Raw genomic sequence first — 25,091 nt, 5'->3', positions numbered from 1 at the left:
GCAATTGTGCCGGTCCTACTCGGCGGCTCCGTCCTTCGCGGGCACGGCGACGGGTGCGTCGGCCTGGCCGGGCACCTTCGTGGGCCCCTCCGGCGCATCCCCCTCCGAGACCTCCACCGCCTCGGCCGCGACCGTCTCGGTGGCGACCACCGCCTCGATCCCCGTCGCCAGGGTCTGCTTCACCGTCCCGGCCTCGATCTCGGCCGTGAAGTGGCAGGCCACCTTGTGCCCGTCGCCGGTGTCCAGCAGCGGCGGGCGCTCGGTGGCGCACTTGGTCTCCTGCACCCAGGGGCAGCGGGTGTGGAAGCGGCAGCCGGCCGGCGGGTTGGCCGGGGAGGGCAGGTCGCCGTGGAGCAGGATGCGCTCGCGGCGGTCCTCGACCTCGGGGTCCGGCACCGGGACGGCCGACATCAGCGCCTTGGTGTACGGGTGCCGGGGCCCCGCGTACAGCGCGTCGCTCGGCGCCTCCTCGACCAGGCCGCCCAGATACATCACCCCGATGACGTCCGAGATGTGCCGGACGACCGCGAGGTCGTGGGCGATGACCAGGTAGGTCAGGCCGAGGGACTCCTGGAGCTCCTCCAGCAGGTTGATGACCTGTGCCTGGACCGAGACGTCCAGCGCGGAGACCGGCTCGTCGCAGATGATCACGTCCGGCTCCAGGACCAGCGCGCGGGCGATGCCGATGCGCTGGCGCTGGCCGCCGGAGAACTCGTGGGGGTAGCGGGACATCGCGTTGGCCGGCAGGCCGACCTTGGCGAGGATCTCCTTGATCTTCTCCCGGCGCTCGGCCTGGTCCTTGCCGATGTTGTGGGCGCCCATGCCCTCGGCGAGGATCGACTCGATGTTCTGCCGGGGGTTGAGGCTGCCCAGCGGGTCCTGGAAGACCATCTGGAGACGGCGGCGGAAGGTCCGCATCTCCTCCGAGGGCAGCTGGGCCAGGTCGGTGCCGTCGAAGACGACCGCCCCGTCGGTGATGTCGTTCAGCCGCAGGACCGCGCGGCCGAGCGTCGTCTTGCCGCAGCCCGACTCGCCGACCAGGCCGTACGTCTGGCCTGCCTCCACGCTGAGCGAGACGCCGTCGACGGCGTAGACATGGCCCACCGTACGGTCGAAGAAGAGGCCCTTCTTGACCGGGAAGTGGACTTTGACGCCGTCCAGTTCGAGCAGGCTCATGCCGGGACCTCCGCCTTGGGCAGGACCGGGTTGACGCAGCGCACCTGGTGTCCGGCGGCGCGTGGTTCGGTCAGTTCGGGGGTGCCGGTGAGGCACTCCATCGTGTAGTGGTCGCAGCGGGGTGCGAAGGCGCAGCCGTCGGCCCAGGCGATCTTGTCGTTGATGGAGCCGCGGATCGGGTTGAGCGGCTCGCCGCGCGGGGCGTCCAGGCGCGGGATGGAGCCGAGCAGCCCGTGCGCGTACGGGTGGGTGGGGTGGGCGAACAGCTCGCGGCGGCCCGCCGATTCCACCGCCCGGCCGGCGTAGAGGACGTTGACCTCGTCGCAGAGGCCGGCCACCACACCGAGGTCGTGGGTGATCATCAGCAGGGCGGTGCCCTCCTGGTCGACCAGCTCCTTGAGCAGCTCCAGGATCTGTGCCTGGATGGTGACGTCCAGCGCCGTGGTCGGCTCGTCGGCGATCAGCAGGCGGGGCGCGCAGGCCACCGCCATGGCGATCAGCGCACGCTGGCGCATACCGCCGGAGAGCTGGTGCGGGTACTCCTTGAGCCGCCGGTCCGGGTCCGGGATGCCGACCCGGTCCAGGAGCGACGCCGCTTCCTTGCGGGCCTTCTCGCCCTTGAGGCCCCGGTGGCGCTGGAGGATCTCGGTGACCTGGATGCCGATGGGGACGACCGGGTTCAGCGAGGAGAGCGGGTCCTGGAAGATCATCGCCAGTTGGCTGCCGCGCATGTCGCGGAGCTTGCGCTCGCTGATGCCCAGCAGGTTCTGGCCGTCGAACTCGGCCCGTCCGCCGATCCGTACGCCCTTGCGGGGCAGCAGCCCCATCAGGGCGAGCGAGGTGACGGACTTGCCGCACCCCGACTCGCCCACCAGGCCGACGACCTGGCCCTGGTCGACGTCGAAGGAGACGCCGTCCACGGCCGTGGCGTCCTTGCGGCCGCGCGCGGTGAAGGTGACGCTGAGTTCTTCAACTGAGAGCAGTGGCATAGGACTTCAGCCTCGCAGCTTCGGGTCGAGGGCTTCACGCATGGACTCGCCGAGCAGGGTGAAGCCGAGCGCCGTGATGATGATCCCGATGGCCGGATAGGCGGCCATCATCGGCTCGTTGTCGAAGAAGCGCTGTGCCTGCGAGAGCATCACGCCCCACTCGGGAACGGCCGGGTCGGGGTTGCCGAGCCCCAGGTAGGACAGGGCCGCCGCCTCGATGATCGCGGTGGCGAGGCTCAGCGTCGCCTGGACGATCACCGGGCTCAGCGAGTTCGGCAGGATCTGGGTCAGCACGATCCGCTTGCGCCGGATGCCGACCGCCTTCGCGGCGAGCACGTAGTCCGCGCCGCCCTGGACCAGCATCGACCCCCGCAGCAGACGGGCGAAGATAGGGATCTGGACGACACCGACGGCGATCATCACGGTGGTCAGCGACTGTCCGAGCACCGCGGCGATGGAGACCGCCAGCAGCAGGGACGGCAGCGACAGCATGATGTCGGTGAACCGCATGACCACGGTGTCGATGCGCTGCCCGATCTTCCCGCCGAGGGTGGCGGCGGCGCCGGAGAGGATGCCGACCGCGGCCCCGATGATCAGGCCGATGAGCATGGAGACCACACCGACCAGGAGGGTCTGCCGGGCCCCGACGAGCCAGCGGGAGAACATGTCGCGGCCCAGGTGGTCCAGGCCGAACCAGTTCTCGCCGCGCATGCCGACGAACTTGCCCTGGTTGGGGAAGACCTCGCTGCGCCAGTTCTGCGCGGTGGGGCCGTGCGGCGCGAGCATCGGGCCGACGATGGCGACGAGGATGAACGCGGCGATGATCGCCGCTCCGATGATCGCCATCTTGCTGGAGCGCATCCGCCGGAACGCCTCGCGCCACAGGCTGGTGCCCGCGACGGACTCGGAGCTCTGGGTCAGTTCGGCGAGACGGTCGATCTTGTCTGCCTTGTTGGTCATGATCGTCACGTCAGTGCACCCGCACTCTCGGGTCGATGATGCTGTACGCGAGGTCGACCAGGAGGTTGATGAGCACGTACACCATCGCGATGAAGAGAATGAACCCGACGAGGACCGGGTAGTCGCGGCCGTCGATCGCGGTGCGGATGAACGAGCCGATGCCGCCGAAGTCGAAGACGGACTCGGTGAGCACCGCACCGGAGAGCAGGCTGCCGGTCAGCAGGCCGACCGCGGTGATCACCGGCAGCAGCGCGTTGCGCAGCACATGGCGGCCGCGGACGACGCGCTTGTCCAGCCCCTTGGACTCGGCGGTACGGATGTAGTCCTCGCCGAGCACCTCCAGGACGCTGGCGCGGGTCATCCGGACGATGACGGCGAGCGGGATCGAGGCCAGCGCGACGGCGGGCAGGATCAGGTGCATGATCGCGTCCCAGCTCGCGTCGAGCTCACCGGTCAACAACCCGTCCAGGACCGAGAATCCGGTGATGTCGGTGGCGTTGAGCCCGGTGGTGAGCCTGCCCTGGCTCGGGAACCAGCCCAGCTGCACGGAGAAGATCCCGCGCAACAGCATGGCCAGGAAGAAGACCGGGATGCAGATGCCGAGCAGCGATCCGGAGACGGAGGCGACGTCCAGCCAGCCGCCGCGGTGCTTGGCCGCGAGGTAGCCCATCGGGATGCCCACGACCACGGCGATCAGGATGGCGGCGACGCTGAGCTCCACGGTGGCCGGGAAGCGCAGGGCGAATTCGTCCCACACCGGCTGCCCGGTCTGGGTGGAGGTTCCGAGATCGAGCTCGAAGATGCGCTTCAGGAAGCGCCAGTACTGGACGTGCACCGGCTCGTCGAGCCCGAGTGCGCGGTTGATCCTCGCCACTTCGGCTTCGGTGGCCCGCTCGCCCAGGATCGCTGAGGCGGGTCCGCCGGGCAGTCGGTTCAGCCAGAGGAACAGCAGGACCGACAGGCCGAGCAGGGTGGGAATGAGCTGGAGAAGTCTTCTGACGACGAGTCGCAGCACCCCGCATGCCCCTTTCTCACGTGCGTCGATGCGGGTCCGCCCGGCCACCTGGTTGCTGTGGCCGGGCGGACCCGCTGGTGTGCGATTACTTGAAGGAGACCTCGGCGAAGTTCTCCTGCGTCAGCGGGGAGACCTTCGGCGGGTTGACGTTCTTGGCGAACGCGATCGCCGGGGGCGAGGACGAGATCGGCACGCCCGGGACGTACTCCATGATCGCCTCGTTGGCCTTCTTGTACGCCTCGACGCGGGCGGCCGGGTCGGTGACCTTGGAGGCCGCGTTCACGGCGTCGAAGACCTTCTTGTCCTTGAAGCCCCACTGCTTGTCGGGGCCGGAGAACCAGGTGCCGATGAAGTTGTAGCCGTCGTTGAAGTCACCGGTCCAGCCCAGCAGGTGCAGGGCGCAGGAGCCGGCCTCGGTGGCGTCCAGGTAGTCCGGGGCCCACTTCATGGCCTTCGGCTTGACCGTGATGCCGGCCTTCTCCAGGTCGGCCTTCATCAGCTCGAACATGTCCTGCGGGGCAGGCATGTACGGGCGGGTGACCTCGGTCGGGTAGCAGAAGTCGATGGAGAGCTTCTCCTCGCCGGCCTGCTTGAGAAGGTCCTTCGCCTTGGCGGTATCGAACGGGTACGTCTTCACCTTGTCCGAGAAGCCGGCGACCGTGTCGGGCATGAACTGGGTCGCGGCCTTGCCGCCCTCGGGCAGCTGGGTGTTGACCAGGTTCTCGCGGTCGATGGCGTGCGTGATCGCCTGACGGACCTCGGGCTTCTTCAGCGCCGGGTTGGCCGACTGGCTCATACCGACGTAGAAGATGTTGAAGACGTCACGGGTCGGGACCTCGAAGCCCTGCTTCTCCAGCGTCGTCACATCGGCGGGGGCGACCAGGTCGTAGCCGTCGATGTCACCCGCCTGGAGCGCCTGGCGGCGGGTCTCCTCGGTGGAGATGGTGCGGAAGACCAGGTTCTTCACCTTGGCCTTGTCGCCCCAGTAGTCGTCGAAGCGCTCCAGGGAGACTTCCTTGTTCCCCTTGTTCCACTTCACGATCTTGTACGGGCCGGTGCCGGCGACCGTGCCGGCCTCCTGGCTGTACTTGGGGTACGTGATCGCGTCACCCTTGGCGGTCGCGTTCTGCTTCGCGTACTCCTTGAGCGCCTTCGGCGAGTGGATCGCGAGCGCCTGGAGGGAGAATCCGCCCGGCAGGTTCGCCGAGGGCTCGTTCACCTCGATGACGGCCGTGTTCTCGTCCTTGGCGGTGCAGGACTTGTAGTTCGCCTTGGGCGTCTCGGCGTCCTCGTTCTTCGCGAACCCGCCCATGATGGTCTGCCAGTAGTAGGAGACCGCGCTGGACTGGTACGTGCCCTTCCAGTTGAACCAGTAGTCGTAGTTCGCGCAGACCGCGGCGGCGTTGAACGCCTCGCCGTCGTGGAACTTCACGCCCTGGCGCAGGTTGAACGTCCAGACCTTGCCGGCCGCGTCGCTGTCCCACTTCTCGGCGAGGCCGCCGACCAGCTTGCTGCCGCCGGGCTCGTGCTCCAGCAGGGCCTCGAAGGCCTGACGGGTGACGCGGAACGTCTCGCCGTCGCTCGCGAGGGCCGGGTCGAGGGAGCCGGGGTCACCGGATCCGGCGAAGACGAAGGTGTCCTTGTCGCCCCCCTTGGAGCCGCCCTCGTCCCGCTCGCTGGAACAGCCCGTGGCGATCAGACCGACAGCGACCGCTGTCGTGATCGCCCGGACAGCCCGGGACTTGAATATGCGCATGGGTCCACCCCTGGTTCGCCATGTGGTGAGGTTTGATGGCCGCACACTACAGACGGGGTGCACCGCAAGAGAACAGTCCGGATAGCGGTGAGACCTAGTCGAGACCCGGACAGTTAACAAACCGTCCAGTTCCGGGACATCCCTCCGGGCCCGGTTAACAAGCCGGACATCTGGGAGCGTTCGGCGGGACCAGCCCCGTCACACGGACCGGCGGCGCCGGAGAGACCCGCAGCTCAGCGGTGCTGCTGGGGCGGATAACCGTAACCGGGGGCAGCCGGCGGGGGTCCCGCCGGGGCGTGCGCCTCGCGGTCGTAGAACGGGCGGGCGTTGGCGCGCAGCCACATCGCGACCGGGTCGTACTCGTCGGACATGGCGACGGTGGAGACGGGCAGCCCGTCGGGGACCGCGCCGACCGACTGCCGCATCATCGCGCGCACCGCGTCGACGGAGGCCCGCCCGGTGTCGTACAGGTCGAGGCCGATCGCGAGGTACGGGACGCCGACGGCGGGGTGCACCCAGGCGCGGCGCAGCGAGCGGACGGCCGGGGTGCGGTGGGCGTTCTGGCTGAGCTGGGCGTAGAACTGCGGAAGCTCCACGGCGGGCTCGGTCAGCCGGAGCGGGCCCGCGGGCAGCCGGTCCAGGCCGGTGGAGATCCGGCGCAGGTCCAGCCAGGGGATGCCGACGCCGCCGCCGGGGGCGTGCGGGTTGAGCCAGATGCCCCAGCGGTCGGGGAAGAGGGCGCGGGCGATATCCCGGCCGGAGACCAGCTCGTGGGCCCGGCTCCAGCCGCTGGCGGAGAGCTCCTGGGCGGAGGTGACGCACGGGGCGTACCCGAGGCCTTCGACCTCCATGGAGCCGTACTGCGCGTCCGGTGAGCCGGCCGTGCCGTGCCAGAGCAGCATCCAGACCCGGCCGTCGGCGAGGGCCGCGAGCAGCGCCTCGTAGGCGTCGTAACGCCCGGGGCTGACCTGGCGCAGCATGTGCTCGACCTGACCGGCCGCCGCAGTGCCTGACGCACTCACCCTGGGTCCCGCCCCTCGTCGTTCCGTCGACGCCCCCGGGCACACGGGAGCGGCCTCGCCATCAAACCAGCTTATGCGCCACTTCTGACACCGACTTGACGCCACGGTCGGCCGGTGCCCCGTTCCCTGGCGGGGCCGTGGCCCTCGCGCCGTACGTCCGGTGGCCTTCGCGCGGTACGTGCCGGTGGCTTTCGCACCGTACGTTCAGTGGCCCTCACGACGGTAGAACGGCCGTACCCTCTCCCGCATCCAGTCGCCGACCAGGTCCTGGGCCACGTCCAGCAGGACCAGGTTCACCGGCCAGGGCACCTCGACCCGGCCGAGCGCCCGGCCCAGGGCGTCCATGGGCGCGCTCTGGCCCGCGCCGTCCCAGGTGGCGAACTCGACGCCGACGAAGAGGACGGGGTCGCCGCCCTCGATGCTGGCGAGGGCGCGGCGGGCGGTGGAGACCACGCCGGTGGCCTCGAACTCGGCGGAGACGGCGGTGAGGAAGTCGACGGGGTCGTGCTGCCAGTCCGGCTCGTACAGCTTCACCCGGCCGCCGCTGGCGGGCCCGTCCAGGGCGGTGCGCCCGGCCCGGCAGAGCTCGGCGACGGCGGGCGGGGGCAGCGGTATGCCGACCGCGCCCCCGGATTCACCGCGATGCCGACCTGCGGGGGCAGCCCCCGGGCGAAGTCGCGGGCGGGCGCCACGGCGAAGGACATATGGCTGCCGACGCAGCTGAGGAACTGGCCCTCGGAGCTGAAGACGGGGACGTACGCGGCGCCGTCGATGTCCATCATCGGCAGGTCGAGGTCGGCGCTGGCGGGCGAGCCGCCGTTGGGCAGCGGCACCCAGACCGAGCTGCGGCCGAGCACCTCGACCAGGCGGCCGCCCGCGTCGGTGGCGCCGAGGGAGGCGGTCAGCACCTCTTCGAGCTCGTTGGCGGGCCACCCGTGCTGGGGGTGCGCCTGGACCGGTGCCGGAATGTCCACTGCCTCTGTGCCTCTCTCCGCCGTCTCGTCGCTCGGCCAGAACCCTAACCGGCGCAGGCGACCGGGGCCTCCCCGCCGGTGAAGGAGATCCGGTCGAGCGCGCTCGCGGCCTCCCGGTCCAGCAGCACCGCCGAGGCGCAGCCGGGGGGCAGCGCACCGCGTTCGGTGTCGCGGATCAGCCGGGCCACCGCGTGCCGGTGGCGGGCGAAGGCGTATCCGGAGACGCCCCGGCCGCGCTCGTGCTGCCCCTGGCGGGCGGTCGCGGGGTCCACGTCGAGGAGGAGCAGGTTCAGTGTGCGGCCCCGGCGGGCGGCGTGCAGGGCGAGCCAGCGGCGTACCCAGGTCTGCGTACCGCAGTCATGGACGACCACGGAGTCGCCGGAGCGCAGGACGGCCCAGAGCCCGAGGTAGTGGGCGGCGCGGACCAGGGGGCGGTAGAGGGCGTAGGGGAATAAGCGGGGCAGGGCGGCGGCCCAGAGGTCGCGGGTGTTCTGGGAGTCGATGGCGCGGCCGCTCACGGCCCGCCGGATCAGGGTGGACTTGCCCCCGCCGGGGAGCCCGGAGACGACCACGATGTCGCCGGGGGTGAAGTCGAGGCTGTACGGAGCGTGGCCGATGCGCCCGCGCAGGTCGCGTACCACCGGCGCGGGCTCGGCGATCAACTCCTGTACGGGTGCGCCGGGCTGTGCGGGCATCGCACCGCGCTCGGCCTCCCAGGCCGGTACCGGCCGCTGCAACGCCATCGCCCATCCCCCTGCTTTCGGGCCGCTCACCGTCCAGGGCCTGTGGTGCTGAGCAGGCCGAAGACCCTGACTCCTGAAGTGTAAAGAAATGGCAAGGCTTCACAACCGCCTCCGCTGTTCGCACAAGCGTTGCCGACCGGCCGCCCCACTCCGCCGCAAGGCGTGCGATGATGACCCGGCCAACTGCATACCGGCCGTTCGAATCCGCGCGGGAGAGTTCCGGCCACAGTGTGAGCCGGGCGCCGAAGGAGCAAGATCCTCCCTTGAATCTCTCAGGCCCCGTACCGCGTGGATGAGGCAGATCTGAAAAGCGAGCCGCCCGGCGGCTCCACCCAAGGTGCAAGCCGAGCCCTGTGACCAGGGGCGCCCCGTCAGCGGGGCATCTCCGACAGGGGCTATCGGCGAACCTCTCAGGTTCCGATGACAGATGGGGAGGATTCGTCCTGACGTCGTCATGCCCTGGAGCCATGCCCATGAGCACTGCCCCCCGCCTCACCGCCCTCGACGCGCTGCACCGCTCGCTCGGCGCCACCATGACCGACTTCGCGGGCTGGGACATGCCCCTGCGGTACGCCAGCGAGCGCGACGAGCACAACGCCGTACGCACCAGGGCCGGTCTCTTCGACCTGTCGCACATGGGCGAGATCACCGTCACCGGCCCCGAGGCCGCGGCCTTCCTGAGCTACGCGCTGGTGGGGAACATCGCCACCGTCGGCAACGGGCGGGCCCGCTACACGATGATCGTCCAGGAGGACGGCGGGATCGTCGACGACCTGATCGTCTACCGCCTGGGCGAGACCGAGTACATGGTCGTCGCCAACGCGGGCAACGCCCAGATCGTGCTGGACGCGCTGACCGCCCGGGTGGCGGGCTTCGACGCCGAGGTGCGCGACGACCGGGACGCGTACGCGCTGCTCGCGGTCCAGGGCCCCGAGTCCCCCGCCATCATGAAGGCCGTCACCGACGCCGATCTGGACGGGCTGAAGTACTACGCGGGCCTGCCGGGCACGGTCGCCGGGGTCCCCGCGCTCATCGCCCGTACCGGCTACACCGGCGAGGACGGCTTTGAACTCTTCGTCGCCCCCGAGCACGCCGAGCAGCTCTGGCGGGCGCTGAGCGAGGCCGGCGAGGCGCACGGGCTGATCCCCTGCGGCCTCTCCTGCCGGGACACGCTGCGCCTGGAGGCGGGCATGCCGCTGTACGGGCACGAGCTGACGACGGCGCTGACCCCGTTCGACGCGGGTCTGGGCCGGGTCGTGAAGTTCGAGAAGGAGGGCGACTTCGTGGGCCGCGAGGCGCTGACGGCCGCCGCCCAGCGCGCCGAGAGCGCCCCGCCGCGCAAGCTGGTCGGCCTGATCGCCGAGGGCCGCCGGGTCCCGCGCGCCGGTTTCGCGGTCGTCGCGGACGGCAAGGTGATCGGCGAGGTCACCTCCGGCGCCCCCTCCCCCACCCTGGGCAAGCCGATCGCCATGGCGTACGTGGACGCGGCCTTCGCCGCCCCGGGCACCGAGGGCGTGGGCGTGGACATCCGGGGCACGCACGAGCCGTACGAGGTCGTCGCGCTGCCGTTCTACAAGCGCCAGAAGTGATATCCCGGAGGAAACCGGGCCTTCACATCGGCGTGCGGACGTCACGGAAGTGACGTACCTCCGTCTCACACCGTAAGACCACCGTTCATCAGCACTCCCCCGCGTACAGGAGAATTCAGGTCATGAGCAACCCCCAGCAGCTGCGGTACAGCAAGGAGCACGAGTGGCTGTCGGCCGTCGAGGACGGCGTGGCCACGATCGGCATCACGGAGTACGCGGCCAACGCGCTCGGTGACGTCGTCTACGCCCAGCTTCCGGAGGTCGGTGACACGGTGACCGCGGGCGAGACCTGCGGTGAGCTGGAGTCGACCAAGTCGGTCAGCGATCTGTACTCGCCGGTGACCGGTGAGGTGACGGCGGCCAACCAGGACGTCGTGGACGACCCCTCGCTGGTGAACTCCGCTCCCTTCGAGGGCGGCTGGCTGTTCAAGGTGCGCGTCACGGAGGAGCCGGCCGACCTGCTCTCCGCCGACGAGTACACCGCGTTCTCCGGCAACTGAGACCTTAAGGGACCCCCTGATGTCGCTTCTGAACTCCTCCCTCCACGAGCTGGACCCGGACGTCGCCGCCGCTGTCGACGCCGAGCTCCACCGCCAGCAGTCCACCCTCGAAATGATCGCCTCGGAGAACTTCGCTCCGGTCGCGGTCATGGAGGCGCAGGGCTCCGTCCTCACCAACAAGTACGCCGAGGGCTACCCCGGCCGCCGCTACTACGGCGGCTGTGAGCACGTCGACGTGGTCGAGCAGATCGCGATCGACCGGATCAAGGCCCTGTTCGGCGCCGAGGCCGCCAACGTCCAGCCGCACTCCGGTGCGCAGGCGAACGCCGCCGCGATGTTCGCGCTGCTGAAGCCGGGCGACACGATCATGGGCCTGAACCTGGCCCACGGCGGTCACCTGACCCACGGCATGAAGATCAACTTCTCCGGCAAGCTCTACAACGTGGTCCCCTACCACGTCGACGAGAGCGGCCTGGTGGACATGGAGGAGGTCGAGCGCCTCGCCAAGGAGTCCCAGCCGAAGCTGATCGTCGCCGGCTGGTCCGCCTACCCGCGCCAGCTGGACTTCGCCGCCTTCCGCCGCATCGCGGACGAGGTCGGCGCGTACCTGATGGTCGACATGGCGCACTTCGCGGGCCTGGTCGCGGCCGGTCTGCACCCCAACCCGGTGGAGCACGCCCATGTCGTCACCACCACCACGCACAAGACCCTCGGCGGTCCGCGCGGTGGTGTGATCCTCTCCACGCAGGAGCTCGCCAAGAAGATCAACTCGGCGGTCTTCCCGGGTCAGCAGGGCGGCCCGCTGGAGCACGTGATCGCGGCCAAGGCGGTCTCGTTCAAGATCGCGGCGGGCGAGGAGTTCAAGGAGCGCCAGCAGCGCACCCTGGACGGCGCCCGCATCCTCGCCGAGCGCCTGGTCCAGCCGGACGTCACCGAGGTGGGCGTCTCCGTCCTCTCCGGCGGCACCGACGTGCACCTGGTCCTGGTCGACCTGCGCAACTCCGAGCTGGACGGCCAGCAGGCCGAGGACCGGCTCCACGAGCTGGGCATCACGGTCAACCGGAACGCCATCCCGAACGACCCGCGCCCCCCGATGGTCACCTCGGGCCTGCGGATCGGCACCCCGGCGCTCGCCACCCGCGGCTTCGGCGCCGAGGACTTCACCGAGGTCGCGGAGATCATCGCCGCCGCCCTCAAGCCGTCGTACGACGCGGACGACCTCAAGGCCCGCGTCGTGGCGTTGGCCGAGAAGTTCCCGCTGTACCCCGGCCTGAAGTAGCACCTGGCCTGCGGTTCCGCGCATCGCGACGGGGCACCGCGCACACTGGACGAGTGAGCGCGGTGCCCCGTTCCTTGCCCTTTGGTTTGCATTTCTCCCGCTTTCCCCGCTTGTCCTCGCACCGCCCAGGCAGACAACGGCGTCTTCCAACCCCCCAAGGAGTCCTCCCGTGGCCATCTCGGTCTTCGACCTCTTCTCGGTCGGCATCGGCCCGTCCAGCTCCCACACGGTGGGCCCGATGCGGGCCGCCCGGATGTTCGCGCGCCGCCTGAAGAACGAGGGCCTGCTCGCGCACACCACCTCGATACGGGCCGAGCTGTACGGCTCCCTCGGCGCGACCGGGCACGGCCACGGCACCCCGAAGGCGGTCCTGCTCGGCCTGGAGGGCGAGTCCCCGCAGACGGTCGACGTGGAGAGCGCCGACGCCCGGGTCGACGAGATCCGTTCCTCGGGCCGGATCAACCTGCTCGGCATGCACGAGATCGCGTTCGCCTTCGACGACGACCTGGTCCTGCACCGCCGCAAGGCCCTCCCGTACCACGCCAACGGCATGACGATCTTCGCGTACGACACCGAGGGCGCCCCGGTCCTGGAGAAGACGTACTACTCGGTCGGCGGCGGCTTCGTCGTGGACGAGGACGCGGTGGCGGGCGAGAACCCGATCGTCCCCGACGACACAGCCCTGCGGCACCCCTTCCGCACCGGCGACGAGCTGCTGCGCCTGGCCCGGGAGACCGGACTCTCCATCTCCCGGATGATGCTGGAGAACGAGCTGGCCTGGCGCACCGAGGCGGAGATCCGCGCCGGGCTGCTGGACATCTGGCGGGTCATGCAGGCCTGCGTCTCACGCGGTATGTCCCACGAGGGCATCCTCCCCGGCGGCCTCAAGGTCCGCCGCCGCGCCGCCAACTCGGCCCGCCAGCTCCGCGCCGAGGGCGACCCGCAGGCCCACGCGATGGAGTGGATCACCCTCTACGCGATGGCGGTCAACGAGGAGAACGCGGCGGGCGGCCGCGTGGTCACGGCCCCCACCAACGGCGCGGCGGGCATCATCCCGGCCGTCCTGCACTACTACATGAACTTCGCCTCGGCCGGCTGCACCGAGACGGAGAAGGAGGACAGCGTCGTCCGCTTCCTCCTCGCCGCCGGCGCGATCGGCCTCCTCTTCAAGGAGAACGCCTCCATCTCCGGCGCCGAGGTCGGCTGCCAGGGCGAGGTCGGCTCGGCCTGCTCCATGGCGGCCGGCGCCCTCGCCGAGGTCCTGGGCGGCTCCCCCGAGCAGGTGGAGAACGCCGCCGAGATCGGCATGGAACACAACCTGGGCCTGACCTGCGACCCGGTCGGCGGCCTGGTCCAGATCCCGTGCATCGAGCGCAACGGCATGGCGGCGGTGAAGGCGGTCACGGCGGCGAAGATGGCGCTGCGGGGGGACGGCAGCCACAAGGTCTCGCTGGACAAGGTCATCAAGACGATGAAGGAGACGGGGGCCGACATGAGCGTCAAGTACAAGGAGACGGCGCGGGGCGGGCTCGCGGTGAACATCATCGAGTGCTGACGCCCTGGCCGCGACCCGCCCGGTCGCCGTCCACCGGAGTGAGCGGACCCCGGAGCTAGCCGTTCCCCGTCGCCGCGCGCAGGGTCAGGCCGAGGCCGACGGCGACGACGAGGAGCGAGGTGATCACGGGGCCGGTCCGGGCCAGCTTCCGGAGCAGGGGGTGGTGGCGGAGGGTCCTGGTCCGGTCGTGGCTCTCGATCCGTTCGCGCAGGCGGACGAGGAGGAGCCCGGCGAGGGTGAGCGTGGCGGCCATGCCGAGTCCGTAGCCGACGACGAGGAGCACGCCGAAGGCCGTACGGCCCAGGGCTACGGCACCGAGGAGCACCACGAGGGCGGAGGGGCTGGGGACGAGGCCGCCCGCGATGCCCATGCCGATGAGGCCGGTCCTGCTCGTGCGCCGGGGCTTGTCGGGGGCCGGTGACGTGCCTGACGGGTGGTCGTGGTGGTGGTGGCCTTGGTCCTGCTCTTGTTCTTGGTTCGGCGGGGCGAGGGTGGCGACCGTGGAGTCGGCCCGGAGTTCCCCGGCCGGCGGCCCGGCGGGCGCCGGGACCGGTGCGACCGGCCCGTGGTGGTGCGGACGGGGGTGATCGTGGTCGTGGTGGTGGCCTCCGTCAGCGTGGCTGTGCCCGTGGTCGTGGCCTCCGTGGCCGTGGCCGTGGTGATGGTGGTTGTGTTGTGGTCTGCCCCGCACCGCGCCCAGGAAGAGCCAGAGGCCGATGCCCGTGACCAGGAGGCCGCTGGCGGCGCCGAGCCACAACAGGGCCATTTCGCCTGCCAGATGGGTGGAGACCGGGAGGGCCAGGCCGAGGACGAGGACGCCCGCGGTGTGGGTGAGGGTGACGGTGGCGCCGACCGTGAGGGCGTCCCGGCGGGTGCCTCGGCGGCCGGCCAGGTAGGCGGCCATGATGGTCTTGCCGTGGCCGGGCATCGCCGCGTGGGAGGCTCCGAGGACCAGGGCCAGGAGCAGGGCCAGCAGGCCCACGGGCAGGGTGATCTCGCGGGCTCCGACGAGGGCGTCGAACGCTCCGGTGACCTTGGCGAGTACCTGGCTGACCACGCCCGCGCCGGGAAGGTCCGCCGCCACGGACGGGAGGGGGCCCGTACCCTGCCCGGGCTCGCTGCGCAGTTCTGCCGTGCGCTGGTCGAGGGGGGAGGCCAGGGGGTCCTGGGGGTAGCGGCGCAGCTCCTGGGTGGTGGAGGTCTCCGGTACGTCGGTGCGGGTGATCCGGACGCCCTGGCCGGTGGCGGTCATCTCGTGCCAGCCGATGCGCGTGGTGTCGTAGGTCGTCTCGGCTCGGATGCCGGCGGCCTCGGTGAGGTCTGCCGGGGTGGTCAGCGCGCAGGTGAGGCGGCTGGTTCTGAGGCCCGCCTCCCCGTCCTCGTACACCAGCGTGGCCGAGGTCCGCTGCCAGTCCGCCCGCGTGCCGCCCACGCTCAGGTGGAGCCGGCCGCTCAGGTCGGAACAGGTCTTCTCGGCGTGGGCGCGCGATTCGCTGTCGCTGATCAGGCCGTCGTGGTCGGTGTCGATGGCGGGGCGTTCCTGGAGGGTCGAGATCTCCGCGCGGTCGACCACGACCTGGGCGTCGATCCGGTCGGGCCGGAGAATGAGGCCCGTGTGGTGGTTGACGCTGAAGTTGCCGAGCGGGTGGGCCGTGGCGGCGGGGGCCGATGCCACGCTCGCGACGGCGGCGAGGGTCAGGGTGGCGAGGGCTCGGCGCAGGGTGCAGGTCATGGTGTGGTGTCGATTCGCTGGAGCAGGTCACGGGCGGCGTCGGCGTGCAGGGGGTGGAAGCCCGGCTCGCGCAGCGCTTCGGTCAGGTCGCGGCGGGCCGCTTCGGGGTTGCCGAGGGCGTGGTGGATGGCGGCGCGGTGGTAGCGGAAGAGCGCGCTGCGGGTGCCCAGGGCCAGGGCTTCGTCGGCCTGGGCGAGGGCTTCGGTGTCCCGGCCCGCTCGGTGCAGGGCCCAGGCGTACGCGTCGTGTACGGCGATGAACGGCCGGGCGCGCAGCGTCTGTTCGGCCATGGCCACGGCTCTTCGCGGGTTGCCGTGGTCGGCTTCGAAGAGGATCGCGTCCGTGTCGGCCGGGTCGCCTGCGGCTTCCCGGATGCGGTCCTGGGCGCGTAGGACCGCGTAACTCTCCTCGGCCTGCGCGCCGTTTCCCAGGGACTGCTCCAACTCGGCCAGGCCCAGCAGGTGGTGCGGCAGGGGGGCGATCGCGACGGCCGCCCGGTAGTCGGCCACGGCCTGGGTGGTGTCGCCCAGGGCCAGGTGCGCGCGGGCCCGGGTCTCCAGGAGTGCCGCGTCGTCGGGGGCCGCGGTGAGCCCGGTGCGTGTCTCGGCGAGCGCTGCCCGGGGGTCGGCGTCCTGGAGGTCCAGGGACGCCAGGACGTTGTGGGCGAACGCCGTGTCGGCCGGGGTGGCCGCTGCCGCCAGTGAGCGCCGCATCAGGGCGCGGGCCCGAGCGGTCTCCCCCTTGAGCTCGAAGGCGTACGAGGCGCGGGCGAGGGAGGCGGCGTCCGGGCGCAGGTCCACCATCCTCTGCACGGCCTCGTCGGCTTCGTCGTAACGACCCAACTGGGTGCAGGCGTCGGCGAGTACACCGTGGGCGGAGGAGCTGTAGGGGTCGCCGGCGGTGGCCCTGCGGGCCCAGTGGAGCGCGGTGGGGAAGTCGTGGCGGGCCGCGGCGAGGGCTCCCATCGCGGTCTCCGCGTCCGTGTTGTCCTCACTCTGTACGGAGAGGGAGGTCCGCAGCGCCTTTTCGGCCCGGTCGTAGGTGGCCGGGTCGGCGGTGGTGCGGGCCTGCTGGACGTAGGCCATTCCGAGGGCTGCCCAGCCGCCCGGGTCCTTCGGCAGCCGGGTCACCCGGGCCTGGAGCGCTTCGATCGACCCACGGGGCGCACCCGCTGCTCGGCCGTGGTCCGCCGGGCGGGGAGCGGTGGTCCCGTCGGGGGTCAGCAGGACGGCGCCGGCAGCGAACATCGCCGCGCCCAGCGCCAGGGTGAACGCGATGCTCCGCAGTCGCCCGCGGCCCTTCGGCGGGGTGTGCGTAGGTGCCGTGGGTGTGGTGTGGTCCGGGTGCACGAAAGGTCATCCCCATGGTTCGGCGGTGTCCGGGCCGGGGTGGTGCTCCCCGGCCCGGACACCTTCGTGGCCTCGATCCGCCTTCTGCTGCGGCCGGTTCAGCTGTTCTTGCTCCGGCCGGTGCAGCCGTTCTTGCTCCGGCCGGTGCAGCTGTTCTCGCTGCGGCCGGTTCAGCTGTCCTTGCCGCGGCGGCGGAGGCGGAAGCCCCCGACGCCGAGGAGCAGCGCGCCCGCCCCGGCGAGCGCCGCCGCGTGCGTCGGCTTCAGGGCGGGGCTCGCCGCGGTGTTCTCCGTCGAGGCCTGCTCGGCGTTGCGCCCGGCCGCGCCGGGGCCGCGGTTCACGTTCTTGGTGTGCGGCAGCGCGACGTACGGGAACGACGTGCCGAACGGGACCTCGTTGGCGTTCACCTTGTCGCCGTCCGCGAGCGCGGGGACGAGCACACCGGTCTGGGCGGCGCCCTCGACGGCCTGGAGCGAGATGTCGATGACGTCGTCGGCGAGGCGGCGCCCGTTCGGGAAGCCGGCCAGGTCGCCCGCGAGGACGCCGAGGCGCTGGGGCTTCGCGGTGGGCGGCACCGCCATGTTCAGGCGCAGCTCCTCCGCCGGGACGATCCGCTTGAGCGGCGCGTCCTTGTTGAGGCGGTGGGCGTTCAGGTCGGCCTTGATCGGGCCGCAGGCCTTGCAGATGCCCGTGAGGTAGATCTCGGCGAGGTCGTTGCGGGGGGTCTTGGGGGCCGGGACGCCGTAGACCTGCTGGATGAGCTTGGGCAGGATCGGGTCGTACACCTTGTCGACGACCGGCTGTACGGTGCGGTCCTGGCTGGGGTTGAGGGTGTTGAAGGCGTCCTTGAACTTCAGCGGGACGACGACCTCGTTGACCAGCGGGTTCCCGAGGCGGGAGACCTGCTTCCACTGCGCCGCGGTGCCCTGGTCGCGGGAGTCCTTGACCGTGGCGCCGCCACGCTCGGTGGTCGACCAGACGCCGATGACCGGGTTGCGGGAGGGGTTGCCCCTCAGGGCGAGCTGCTTCTTGGGGATCTGGATGGCGATGGTGTTGACGTTGTACCCGGCCAGGGTGTCCTGTCCCCGCTCACTCAGGTCGCCGCCGTAGAGGAGGTCGAAGACCCGGAGGTCGGCGAAGAACGGGTCCTCGGCCTGGCCCGCGTACGTCGTGCCGCCGCCCGGCAGACCGAAGGTGGCCTGCTTGCGGAGGGCCGCGTAGTCGGGCATCGACGCCTTGCCGGTGCGGGAGGGGGCGGCCGGGACACCGGACAGCAGGGTCCGGCTCCTGCCCTCGGCGGTGACGACGAGGTCGTAGACCTGGCGGAAGTTGAGGTCCGGGTCGTTCAACGAGGTGACCTGGCCGGTGTTGTAGAGGAACTGGTTCGCGTCGTCGCGGTAGCTGCTGCGGAAGCGCCAGCTGTACGTGACGTCGGCGACGCCGTCACCCGTGTTGTCGATCTTGATGTTGTAGCGCAGGTCGTCGCCGAACGCGTAGAAGTTCGGGCCGCCGTTGGGCTCCTCGAAGGGGATCCAGTTCGCCACCATCGTGACGGTGTCGGCCTTGTCGGGGCTGGTGAACGCGTACACGTCGGTGTTGTCCGCCCGCGGGTCCCCGGCGATCAGGGGAGCCTCACGGTGGCTGGAGGCGGCGCTGAGGCCCGGGGCGAGGGTCATCGCTCCGAGTCCCGCGGCCAGGGTGGTCGTACCGAGCACGAGCAGGGAACGGTCCAGGACGCGCCGTGAACGGGGCCTGGCCTGAGAATCCTTCACGCTGTTCCTTCTGTCTGCTGGCTGCCCTGCCCCGGCACGCGTGAGGGCATGCCGAAGGGCGGGGCGGGCTGGATGGGGACGACGTCCGGCACGGCGGCGGAAGACCGCCCGACGGGCGGTCTCGCAGGAGACGGGGCGACGGGGCGGCATGAAACGCGGGCCCGTCCTGACCCCTTGACTACGCAGCCGTACACAAGCACGTCTTGACTACGCAGCCGTACCCAAGCACGTCAGAACCCCGCCCGTACACATCCCCGGCAGGTTCCTCAGGCCCGGCCTCGCGTTCCACGGAGGACGAACGGGCCGGTGGGAAGGCAGATGGGCGCGGTGAACGCCGGGCGGAAACTCACGACGACACGGACGCCGACCACTGGGCCGAATGAGGCACAAACCCCTCTATTGCACACCATTCGCAAGAGTAGAGCAGGGAACGCACGACGGGGAACCCGCTCGCTTTGGGTCGATGACTCCGTTCGGGTGCCCTTTCGGGATACGGCCCATCCGCGCGGGCCCGGGCTCCGAAGCAGCCGTGAGACCGCTCGGCTTCCGGGCGGGACCCGCCCCCTCCTCCTGGAGCGTCATGCGTACACGCAGGACCGTCGTCGCCGTCTCCGTCTCCGTGCTCGCGGCCCTTTCCGCCCCGGCCCTGGCCTCGGCGGACGGCCACGGCGGGCCCCGCACCGGCCACCGGGGGCACCAGGCGCTCACCGCCGTCGGGCTGACCGCCGATCAGCGGCTGGTCGCGTTCCCCGTGGACCGGCCCGCCGGGGCCATCGGGAAGGTGTCCGGGCTGCGCGGGGACACCAGGGTCGTGGGGATCGACTTCCGCGTGCAGGACGGGAAGCTCTACGGCGTCGGCGACCAGGGCGGCGTCTACACGCTCGGTACGGCCGACGCCCGGGCCGTGAAGGTCTCCCAGCTCACCGTCGCCCTCTCCGGCGGGCACTTCGGCGTCGACTTCAACCCGGCGGCCGACCGGCTGCGCGTCATCAGCGACACCGGCGGTGCCGCCCGGCTGTACGCGGTCGACGTGCTGACCGGGGCCGCCCGTGATCTCGGCGCCTTCCCCCGGCGTCAGCAGGTGACCGGCCTCGCGCTCCCCCTCGACCAGCAGCGCTGAGGCCCGCCGGGTCAACGGCCCCCGTGTCCCGTCAGGCTCGCGTAGACCACCACGTTGTCGGCGTAACGGCTGTCCTCGCGGGAGTAGTCGCCGCCGCAGGTGATCAGGCGGAGTCCGGCGTGGTCGAGGTTGCGGTAGACCTCGACCGTGGGGAAGTCGTCCTTGGGGTAGGTGGCGGTCCGGTCGACGGTGAACACCGCCGTCGTGCCGTCCGCGCGGCTGACGTCGATGCGGTCGCCGGGTTCCAGTTCGGTGAGCTTGAAGAACACCGCCGGTACGCCGTCCCAGGTGACATGGCCGGCGATCACGGAGGGGCCGATCGCGCCGGGGGTGGTGCCGGGGCGGTACCAGCCCGCCTTCGCCGGGTCCTTCGGCGTCTCCATCGCGCGGTTCTTCCCGAGCCCGAGCTGTTCGAGGTCCGAAGTGACCTTGAGGGACGGGATCGTGATGCTGACGGGGCGGGAGGACGGGAGCGGGGGTGTCCGCGGCTCGGTGGAGGGTGTTGAGGAGTGTGGGGCGGCGGTGGGCGGGGGGCCCTTGGCCACTGCGGGAGGCGGGGCGGGCTGTTGCCGGGTGGTTCCCAGCACCAGCAGCAGCCCGCCCGTCAGGAGCAGTGCGACGATGGCGGCGAGCGGGGCCCGGCGCCGCCAGGACGGCCTGCGGGGCGGGTCCTCGTCGGGTGCCCTGTCCATCGCTTCACCTTTCCCTGTTCCTGTGCTCGGCCGTGACGGGTCGTCGGTCAGATGCGGGACCGGTGGTCAGCCGTTGTCACGGGCGTCCGTGGTCCGCGTCCGGCGGCGTACGGCGAACAGTCCGCCGGCCGCGAGGACGGCCGCGCCTCCGGCGGCGAGCATGCCCGGGGACTCCACGCCCCCGGTGGTCCCGCCGCCGGTCTCGACACCGCCGACCGGGACGGAGCCGACCGCGGCGCCCTTGACCATGCCGCAGTTGGCGGGTGCGGTGGCCTCCTGGGGCAGCTTCGGGTCGAGTTCGCTCTTGCCCGCGCCGAAGTCGTACGTGCCGTCGCCGTTCCGGTCGATGCCGTGCTGCACGATGTGCAGGTCCTTGATGTGGTCGGCCACGTCCTTGGAGACGGTGATCGTGCGGGAGTAGGTCAGCTTGCCGTCCTTGTCGGCGACGGGCATCCGGTCCACCGCGAGGCCGCTGTCCTTGGACGTGTCGCCCTTGGTGGTCAGGGAGATGTTGATGTCCCCGTACATGGGCAGGCCCTCGGCGGTGGTGACGATGCCGTCGCCGTCCTTGTCCGCGCTCTTGTCCGGGCAGCGGAAGTCGTGGCCGTCGGTGGAGCCGTGGATGTGCTGGGCGTGCGGCTGGCCGGGGACCAGCCCCTGCGCGTCGATCTTCACGGTCAGCTGGTCGCCCTCCAGGCTGACCAGGGCGGCGCCGCTGGCACCGGAGTCGTTCAGCTGCTCCAGATCGATCTGGTACGTGTCGCCGTCGGCCGCCTTGGTGGTGCCGGCGGGGTGCCCCTCGTGAGCCAGGGCCGGCACGGCCACCCCGAGGGTGAGCGCGGCGGGCAGGACGAGCAGTGCGGCGAGGCGGGTGGTACGGCGGGCTATCACGAAGACGCATCCCCTTCCGGAAGTCCCAACGCGGAGCCGGGACTTCATTCGGTTGCTGATGTCGTTCATTCGGAGCCGGCCGCGGAATTGATTGGTCGGTCCACGACAAAGTTCGTCAGCCGTGCGTTCCCGCGAGGCCCGCCGTCCCAGCCTTCGTGCGGTGCGAGACGGAGTCAGCCGGCCGTCAGCGAGACCTCCGTGGACTTGACCAGGGCGGTGACGGGCGTGCCCGCCGCGAGGCCGAGATCGTCCACCGCGTCCTTGGTGATCGCGGCGGTCAGCTGCCCGCCCTCGCCCTCGGGCAGGAAGCCGGGGATCAGGGCCGGCAGGCCGATGCCGAGGTTGACGTAACCGCCGTCGGTCAGTTCACGTGCGGCCCGGGCCGCCAGCTGCTCACGGGTCAGTGCCATCTCAGGCCTCCCCGCGTACGGTCCGGCGCTCCACGCGCTTCTCCGCGCGCGGGTCGCCGGGGGCGTACCGCCAGGGCAGTCCGCCCTCCTCGATCCAGGTGCCCGCACCGGCCGGGGTGGAGAACGCCGGGATGCCGGAGCCGCCGGCCCGCAGCCGTTCCGCCAGGGTGCCCTGGGGGACCAGCTCCACCTCCAGCTCACCCTGGAGGTACTGCCGGGCGAACTCCTTGTTCTCCCCCACGTACGAGCTGGTCATCCGGGCGATCAGCCCGGCCCGCAGCAGGAGGCCCAGGCCCCGGTCGTCCACCCCGCAGTTGTCGGACACCACCCGCAGCCCGCCCGCGCCCCGCTCCAGCAGGGCATGGATCAGCACGCCGGGGATGCCGCAGAGGCCGAATCCGCCGACCGCCAGTGACGCCCCGGCCGCCACGTCCGCGACCGCCGGGTCGGCGACCACCTTGTCCACACTCATCACTCAGCCCTCTCGCCGCATCGACTGCGCACGAGACCAGGAACGGGGGACGGTGTACGGCGATGGCGTCCGCCCGCACAGCGCCGCCGGCCCGGGTGGTGGCGGGTCACGCGATCCCCTACCGCCCCTGCCGCTCCTTCGCCAGCCACGGCCCGAACTCGCTCTCCAGCACCAGCCGCCCCAGCTTGCGGTACTCCTGGAGCACCGCCGTGACCAACTGGTCCATGGTCAGCGGCGCCCCCGACTCCGCCGCGAGGTAGGCGGCGGTCACCGCGCAGGCCCGGATCGACCCGCCCGCCAGCTCGAAGCGGGCCGCGCAGAACTCCAGGTCCAGCGCCGGATCGCGCGGGATCGAGGCGCCCAGGCAGCGGTCCCAGAGGGCGAGGCGCTGCTCGGCGTCCGGCATCGGGAACTCCGCGATCACGTCCAGGCGGCGGGTGAACGCCTCGTCCAGGTTGGCCCGGAGGTTGGTCGTGAGCACGGCGATCCCGTCGAAGGACTCCATGCGCTGGAGGAGGTAGGCCGACTCCACGTTGGCGTGCTTGTCGTGGGCGTCCTTGACCTGCGAGCGCTTGCCGAAGATCGCGTCCGCCTCGTCGAAGAGCAGGATGCCGTTGACGTCGGAGGCCTCGACGAAGATCCGCTCCAGGTTCTTCTCGGTCTCGCCGATGTACTTGTCGACCACGGTGGAGAGGTCCACCACGTAGAGCTCCATGCCCAGTTCGCGGGCGACCACCTCGGCCGACATGGTCTTCCCGGTGCCGGACTCCCCCGCGAACATGGCGATGACCCCGCGCCCCCGGCCGCCGCCCGGCCGCATCCCCCACTCCCCCAGCACCTGTTCGCGGTGGCGGGCACGGAGGGCGAGTTCGGTGAGCTGGGTGCGGGTGGCCGGGGGCAGCACCAGGTCGTCCCAGCCGACGGCGGGCTCGATGCGGCGGGCGAGCCGCTCCAGACCGGCGCCGTTCTGGGCGCGGACCGCCGTGCGCAGGTCGTCCGGGTGGACCGGGCGCTGCGCGAGGAGGGCGAGGCGGGAGGCGACGGTGGCGGCCTTGCGCAGCTGGTCGGAGTCGAGGCGGTAGGAGGCGGTGGCCTCGATCAGGCGGTCGTCGGCCGGCGCCTGCGCGTCCGGCAGCCCCACCGCACCGGCCGCCTCGGCGAGCGCCCGCCGCCACCGGCGCGCCGCGCCCGTCGGGCCCGGAGGCAGGACGGCGACCGGCACCGGGCTGTCCCGGGTCCAGAGCGGGTCCCAGTTCCCCTTCCCGTACGCGATCAGGGGCGTGCCGCTCACCGCCGCACAGAGGGAGGCCAACAGGCGGGCCCCCTCCGGGCGTTCGGGGGCGAGCGCTTCGAGCGGGCCGAGCACGAGACCGCCGTGGGCGAGGCGGGCCTCGGCCGCCAGGGTCCGTGCCAGCTCGGGCGCCCGGTCACCGGCCGCCGCCAGCGCGGCGGTGTCCACCACGAGGGGGCGGCGGCCCGCGGCGGTGAGCGCCTCGACGGCCAGCCCGGCGGGGTCGCCGCCCCGGTCCAGCAGATGCACCAGGCCGCCGCCGGTGGCGAGGGCGGCGGCGATCCGGTGGGCCTCCGGGTGGTCCTCGGGCTCCGTGCCGGGGGCGGGCACATGCACGAGGCCGCGCAGCCGCCCGTCCGGCACATCGTCGCCGAGGAGGTGGGCGGTGACCCGGTCCGGGACGCTCAAGCTCCGGGAGAGCAGCGGGCGTTCAGGGTCGCCGATCTCCAGGAGGCCGCCCGCGACGAGGGGTGCGGACGGCTGGAAGCGGAAACGGCCGGAGCCTGCGGCGGGGAGTCCGCAGAGTTCCAGCGCCAGGCCGATGGCGGGGCGGCGGCGGGTCAGGTCGTCGTTGAGGTAGCCGTAGAGGCGCTCGAACCGGGCGTCGATGTCCGGTGCCATCGCGACCAGCAGGAGCTCCACGTCGAGGGGGACCAGGCCGAAACTCCCGGCCAGCCGGTCCAGTCTGCTGCCCGGTGGCGCGTACCCCGCTCCGGACAAAGGGCCGTCCGCGGGTACGGGGGCGAACGCGTCCCGCGACTCCAGGACGCGTTCCACCGCCTCGGGGGTGAGGTACTGCCCCCGGAACGGGTCGTCCGGCTCCGGGTCGGTGGCGCGGCGGGCCGCCACCGCGTGCCGGACCCGTTCCTCCACGCGGGCGAGCCGCGCCCACAGCACCTCGACGTCCACCGTCGCGGGGAGGCCGGGTGCGCTCTCCGTCACCGTCATCGTGCCGCGCTCCCCCGTCGGCGCCGGCCGGGCGGCAGCCGCCGTTCCCGTTCGGCGGCGAAGCCCTCCGCGTCCAGGTCGGCCGCCCCTTCGTACCGCAGACGGCGGCCCGGGTCGTCGGCGGCCGTGCCGTCCACGGCGGGGGCGGCCTTCATCACGAGGCCCTCGGTGACGGGCGGTCCGGCCGGGGCCCGTTCACCGGCGAGCGGGGCGAGGACGCGCAGGTCGATGGCGGCCTTCAGCTCGCCGCCGAGCGCGGACCACACGTCGGAGGCGGACGGCCCCTCGGTGCGCGCGCCCGCCGCCTCCAGCTCCACGGTGAGCCCGAGTTCGGCGAGGCTGCCGGTGAGCATCGGTGCGGGCAGCGTGTCGTGGCGCATCAGACAGCGCAACACCTCGGAGAGCAGCCGGTGTTCGTCCTGCGGGCGGTTGGTCCAGGCGGTGACGAGGTAGGTCAGCTCGAACCAGCGCGGCGGGGTCCGCCAGCCGGTGACCATGCCGTTCTCGTCGTGCTCCTCGGCCGTGCCGGTCCGCCGCCTGCCCGCGTCCTCGCGGATGCCGTGCAGGAAGACGCTGATGGTGGGGGCGTTGCGGCGGGCCGACCAGTCCTTGGTCGGGGCGTCGAAGACCAGGTCGACCCCGCTCTCCTGGAGCCCGGCGTCGACCAGCAACAGCCGCAGCCCCTCGTCGACTTCGTGGATCATCGGCGGATCACCTCGTCCGGCGGGGTGATGGTGCCGAGCACCACGAGGAAGTCCGTCGTCACCGGGGAGAAGCCGGGGCCCCTGGCCGTGATGGTGCGCGGCCCGGTCCGGTCCTTCGCCAGGATGAGGAGCTGGGCGATGAACGTGCCGTC

20 protein-coding genes, 2 pseudogenes and 1 riboswitch are annotated in these 25,091 nt (G+C 71.6%); of the genes and pseudogenes, 5 read left to right on the top strand and 17 right to left on the bottom strand.

Annotated elements, in window-relative coordinates; all coding sequences use genetic code 11:
* Window positions 1–15 precede the first annotated feature (15 nt).
* From D6270_RS24480 to D6270_RS24445, 8 genes and pseudogenes are all read right to left on the bottom strand, one after another.
* A complete protein-coding gene (locus D6270_RS24480) occupies window positions 16–1,176 on the bottom strand; it encodes an ABC transporter ATP-binding protein (RefSeq protein WP_109163485.1) in 1,161 nt (386 codons plus the stop codon).
* Window positions 1,173–2,165 (bottom strand): ABC transporter ATP-binding protein, encoded by a 993-nt coding sequence (locus D6270_RS24475; protein WP_093692535.1) that lies wholly within the window; start codon window positions 2,163–2,165, stop codon window positions 1,173–1,175. Before D6270_RS24475 ends, D6270_RS24480 begins: the two co-directional genes overlap by 4 nt.
* Window positions 2,166–2,171: 6 nt before the next feature.
* The gene (locus tag D6270_RS24470; RefSeq protein ID WP_093692534.1) at window positions 2,172–3,134 is read right to left on the bottom strand and encodes an ABC transporter permease; all 963 of its coding nucleotides are present in this window, start codon (window positions 3,132–3,134) and stop codon (window positions 2,172–2,174) included.
* 1 nt (window position 3,135) lies between these two features.
* The gene (locus D6270_RS24465; protein ID WP_109163486.1) at window positions 3,136–4,140 is read right to left on the bottom strand and encodes an ABC transporter permease; all 1,005 of its coding nucleotides are present in this window, start codon (window positions 4,138–4,140) and stop codon (window positions 3,136–3,138) included.
* Between the two features lie 85 nt (window positions 4,141–4,225).
* On the bottom strand, window positions 4,226–5,896 hold the full coding sequence (locus tag D6270_RS24460) for an ABC transporter substrate-binding protein (protein WP_109163487.1): 1,671 nt from the start codon (window positions 5,894–5,896) through the stop codon (window positions 4,226–4,228).
* Window positions 5,897–6,129: 233 nt separating this feature from the next.
* Window positions 6,130–6,918, bottom strand: a complete 789-nt coding sequence (locus tag D6270_RS24455; protein WP_109163488.1) for an enhanced serine sensitivity protein SseB C-terminal domain-containing protein — start codon at window positions 6,916–6,918, stop codon at window positions 6,130–6,132.
* Window positions 6,919–7,122: 204 nt separating this feature from the next.
* Window positions 7,123–7,892, bottom strand: a pseudogene (locus tag D6270_RS24450) (enhanced serine sensitivity protein SseB).
* 44 nt (window positions 7,893–7,936) lie between these two features.
* Entirely contained in the window at window positions 7,937–8,635 is a 699-nt protein-coding gene (locus tag D6270_RS24445) for an AAA family ATPase (protein WP_109163490.1), read from the bottom strand.
* A gap of 199 nt (window positions 8,636–8,834) precedes the next feature.
* Window positions 8,835–8,932, top strand: a riboswitch (glycine riboswitch).
* A gap of 176 nt (window positions 8,933–9,108) precedes the next feature.
* Here D6270_RS24445 and gcvT point away from each other — a divergent pair.
* The 4 genes from gcvT (at window position 9,109) to D6270_RS24425 (ending at window position 13,558) form a co-directional block, all read left to right on the top strand.
* Window positions 9,109–10,224 carry a glycine cleavage system aminomethyltransferase GcvT gene (gene gcvT, locus D6270_RS24440; RefSeq protein ID WP_109163491.1) on the top strand — a complete coding sequence of 372 codons (1,116 nt, stop codon included), beginning with the start codon at window positions 9,109–9,111 and terminating at the stop codon, window positions 10,222–10,224.
* A gap of 122 nt (window positions 10,225–10,346) precedes the next feature.
* Window positions 10,347–10,724: a glycine cleavage system protein GcvH gene (gene gcvH / locus D6270_RS24435; protein WP_018509777.1), complete on the top strand. Its 378-nt coding sequence runs from the start codon at window positions 10,347–10,349 to the stop codon at window positions 10,722–10,724.
* 19 nt (window positions 10,725–10,743) lie between these two features.
* Window positions 10,744–12,003 (top strand): serine hydroxymethyltransferase, encoded by a 1,260-nt coding sequence (gene glyA / locus D6270_RS24430; RefSeq protein WP_109163492.1) that lies wholly within the window; start codon window positions 10,744–10,746, stop codon window positions 12,001–12,003.
* A gap of 169 nt (window positions 12,004–12,172) precedes the next feature.
* On the top strand, window positions 12,173–13,558 hold the full coding sequence (locus tag D6270_RS24425) for an L-serine ammonia-lyase (RefSeq protein WP_109163493.1): 1,386 nt from the start codon (window positions 12,173–12,175) through the stop codon (window positions 13,556–13,558).
* Between the two features lie 55 nt (window positions 13,559–13,613).
* On the opposite strand, the gene D6270_RS24420 is transcribed toward D6270_RS24425, so the two are convergent.
* The 3 genes from D6270_RS24420 to D6270_RS24410 form a co-directional block, all read right to left on the bottom strand.
* Window positions 13,614–15,290: a HoxN/HupN/NixA family nickel/cobalt transporter gene (locus tag D6270_RS24420; protein ID WP_109163494.1), complete on the bottom strand. Its 1,677-nt coding sequence runs from the start codon at window positions 15,288–15,290 to the stop codon at window positions 13,614–13,616.
* Window positions 15,287–16,639 carry a tetratricopeptide repeat protein gene (locus tag D6270_RS24415; protein ID WP_109163495.1) on the bottom strand — a complete coding sequence of 451 codons (1,353 nt, stop codon included), beginning with the start codon at window positions 16,637–16,639 and terminating at the stop codon, window positions 15,287–15,289. The genes D6270_RS24420 and D6270_RS24415 overlap by 4 nt, the downstream gene beginning before the upstream one ends.
* Window positions 16,640–16,809: 170 nt before the next feature.
* Window positions 16,810–18,411 carry a DUF4331 domain-containing protein gene (locus D6270_RS24410; protein WP_109163496.1) on the bottom strand — a complete coding sequence of 534 codons (1,602 nt, stop codon included), beginning with the start codon at window positions 18,409–18,411 and terminating at the stop codon, window positions 16,810–16,812.
* 580 nt (window positions 18,412–18,991) lie between these two features.
* On the opposite strand from D6270_RS24410, the gene D6270_RS24405 reads away from it, so the two are divergent.
* On the top strand, window positions 18,992–19,531 hold the full coding sequence (locus D6270_RS24405) for a DUF4394 domain-containing protein (RefSeq protein ID WP_109163497.1): 540 nt from the start codon (window positions 18,992–18,994) through the stop codon (window positions 19,529–19,531).
* 11 nt (window positions 19,532–19,542) lie between these two features.
* Here D6270_RS24405 and D6270_RS24400 read toward each other — a convergent pair whose 3' ends face one another.
* The 6 genes and pseudogenes from D6270_RS24400 to D6270_RS24370 all read right to left on the bottom strand — a co-directional run bounded on the left by D6270_RS24400 (window position 19,543) and on the right by D6270_RS24370 (window position 24,939).
* Complete coding sequence (locus tag D6270_RS24400) at window positions 19,543–20,223, bottom strand: class F sortase (RefSeq protein WP_109163498.1); 681 nt, start codon at window positions 20,221–20,223, stop codon at window positions 19,543–19,545.
* 66 nt (window positions 20,224–20,289) lie between these two features.
* Window positions 20,290–21,114 (bottom strand): GVDTG sorting domain-containing protein, encoded by an 825-nt coding sequence (locus D6270_RS24395; RefSeq protein WP_109163499.1) that lies wholly within the window; start codon window positions 21,112–21,114, stop codon window positions 20,290–20,292.
* Between the two features lie 173 nt (window positions 21,115–21,287).
* On the bottom strand, window positions 21,288–21,524 hold the full coding sequence (locus D6270_RS34060) for a TOBE domain-containing protein (protein WP_391039784.1): 237 nt from the start codon (window positions 21,522–21,524) through the stop codon (window positions 21,288–21,290).
* A 49-nt stretch (window positions 21,525–21,573) separates the two neighbouring features.
* Window positions 21,574–21,996: pseudogene (locus D6270_RS24380) on the bottom strand (CoA transferase subunit A); the annotation flags it as partial.
* Window positions 21,997–22,114: 118 nt separating this feature from the next.
* Window positions 22,115–24,235 carry an ATP-binding protein gene (locus D6270_RS24375; protein ID WP_109163500.1) on the bottom strand — a complete coding sequence of 707 codons (2,121 nt, stop codon included), beginning with the start codon at window positions 24,233–24,235 and terminating at the stop codon, window positions 22,115–22,117.
* Window positions 24,232–24,939, bottom strand: a complete 708-nt coding sequence (locus D6270_RS24370) for a Pvc16 family protein (RefSeq protein ID WP_109163501.1) — start codon at window positions 24,937–24,939, stop codon at window positions 24,232–24,234. The genes D6270_RS24375 and D6270_RS24370 overlap by 4 nt, the downstream gene beginning before the upstream one ends.
* Between the last annotated feature and the right edge of the window lie 152 nt (window positions 24,940–25,091).

The sequence above is a fragment of the Streptomyces griseus subsp. griseus genome, from assembly GCF_003610995.1.
Taxonomy (GTDB): domain Bacteria; phylum Actinomycetota; class Actinomycetes; order Streptomycetales; family Streptomycetaceae; genus Streptomyces.
Note: the sequence above shows the minus strand (reverse complement) of the source record. Positions and strands in the feature narration are given on the sequence as shown.

What these genes read in the sequence shown, in the direction of transcription:
- D6270_RS24420 (WP_109163494.1), bottom strand. Translation starts at nt 15,290, where the DNA reads ATGACCTGCACCCTGCGCCGAGCCCTCGCCACCCTGACCCTCGCCGCC.
- gcvH (WP_018509777.1), top strand. Translation starts at nt 10,347, where the DNA reads ATGAGCAACCCCCAGCAGCTGCGGTACAGCAAGGAGCACGAGTGGCTG.
- D6270_RS34060 (WP_391039784.1), bottom strand. Translation starts at nt 21,524, where the DNA reads ATGGCACTGACCCGTGAGCAGCTGGCGGCCCGGGCCGCACGTGAACTG.
- D6270_RS24475 (WP_093692535.1), bottom strand. Translation starts at nt 2,165, where the DNA reads ATGCCACTGCTCTCAGTTGAAGAACTCAGCGTCACCTTCACCGCGCGC.
- D6270_RS24445 (WP_109163490.1), bottom strand. Translation starts at nt 8,635, where the DNA reads ATGGCGTTGCAGCGGCCGGTACCGGCCTGGGAGGCCGAGCGCGGTGCG.
- D6270_RS24375 (WP_109163500.1), bottom strand. Translation starts at nt 24,235, where the DNA reads ATGACGGTGACGGAGAGCGCACCCGGCCTCCCCGCGACGGTGGACGTC.
- D6270_RS24480 (WP_109163485.1), bottom strand. Translation starts at nt 1,176, where the DNA reads ATGAGCCTGCTCGAACTGGACGGCGTCAAAGTCCACTTCCCGGTCAAG.
- D6270_RS24460 (WP_109163487.1), bottom strand. Translation starts at nt 5,896, where the DNA reads ATGCGCATATTCAAGTCCCGGGCTGTCCGGGCGATCACGACAGCGGTC.
- gcvT (WP_109163491.1), top strand. Translation starts at nt 9,109, where the DNA reads ATGAGCACTGCCCCCCGCCTCACCGCCCTCGACGCGCTGCACCGCTCG.
- glyA (WP_109163492.1), top strand. Translation starts at nt 10,744, where the DNA reads ATGTCGCTTCTGAACTCCTCCCTCCACGAGCTGGACCCGGACGTCGCC.
- D6270_RS24370 (WP_109163501.1), bottom strand. Translation starts at nt 24,939, where the DNA reads ATGATCCACGAAGTCGACGAGGGGCTGCGGCTGTTGCTGGTCGACGCC.
- D6270_RS24405 (WP_109163497.1), top strand. Translation starts at nt 18,992, where the DNA reads ATGCGTACACGCAGGACCGTCGTCGCCGTCTCCGTCTCCGTGCTCGCG.
- D6270_RS24400 (WP_109163498.1), bottom strand. Translation starts at nt 20,223, where the DNA reads ATGGACAGGGCACCCGACGAGGACCCGCCCCGCAGGCCGTCCTGGCGG.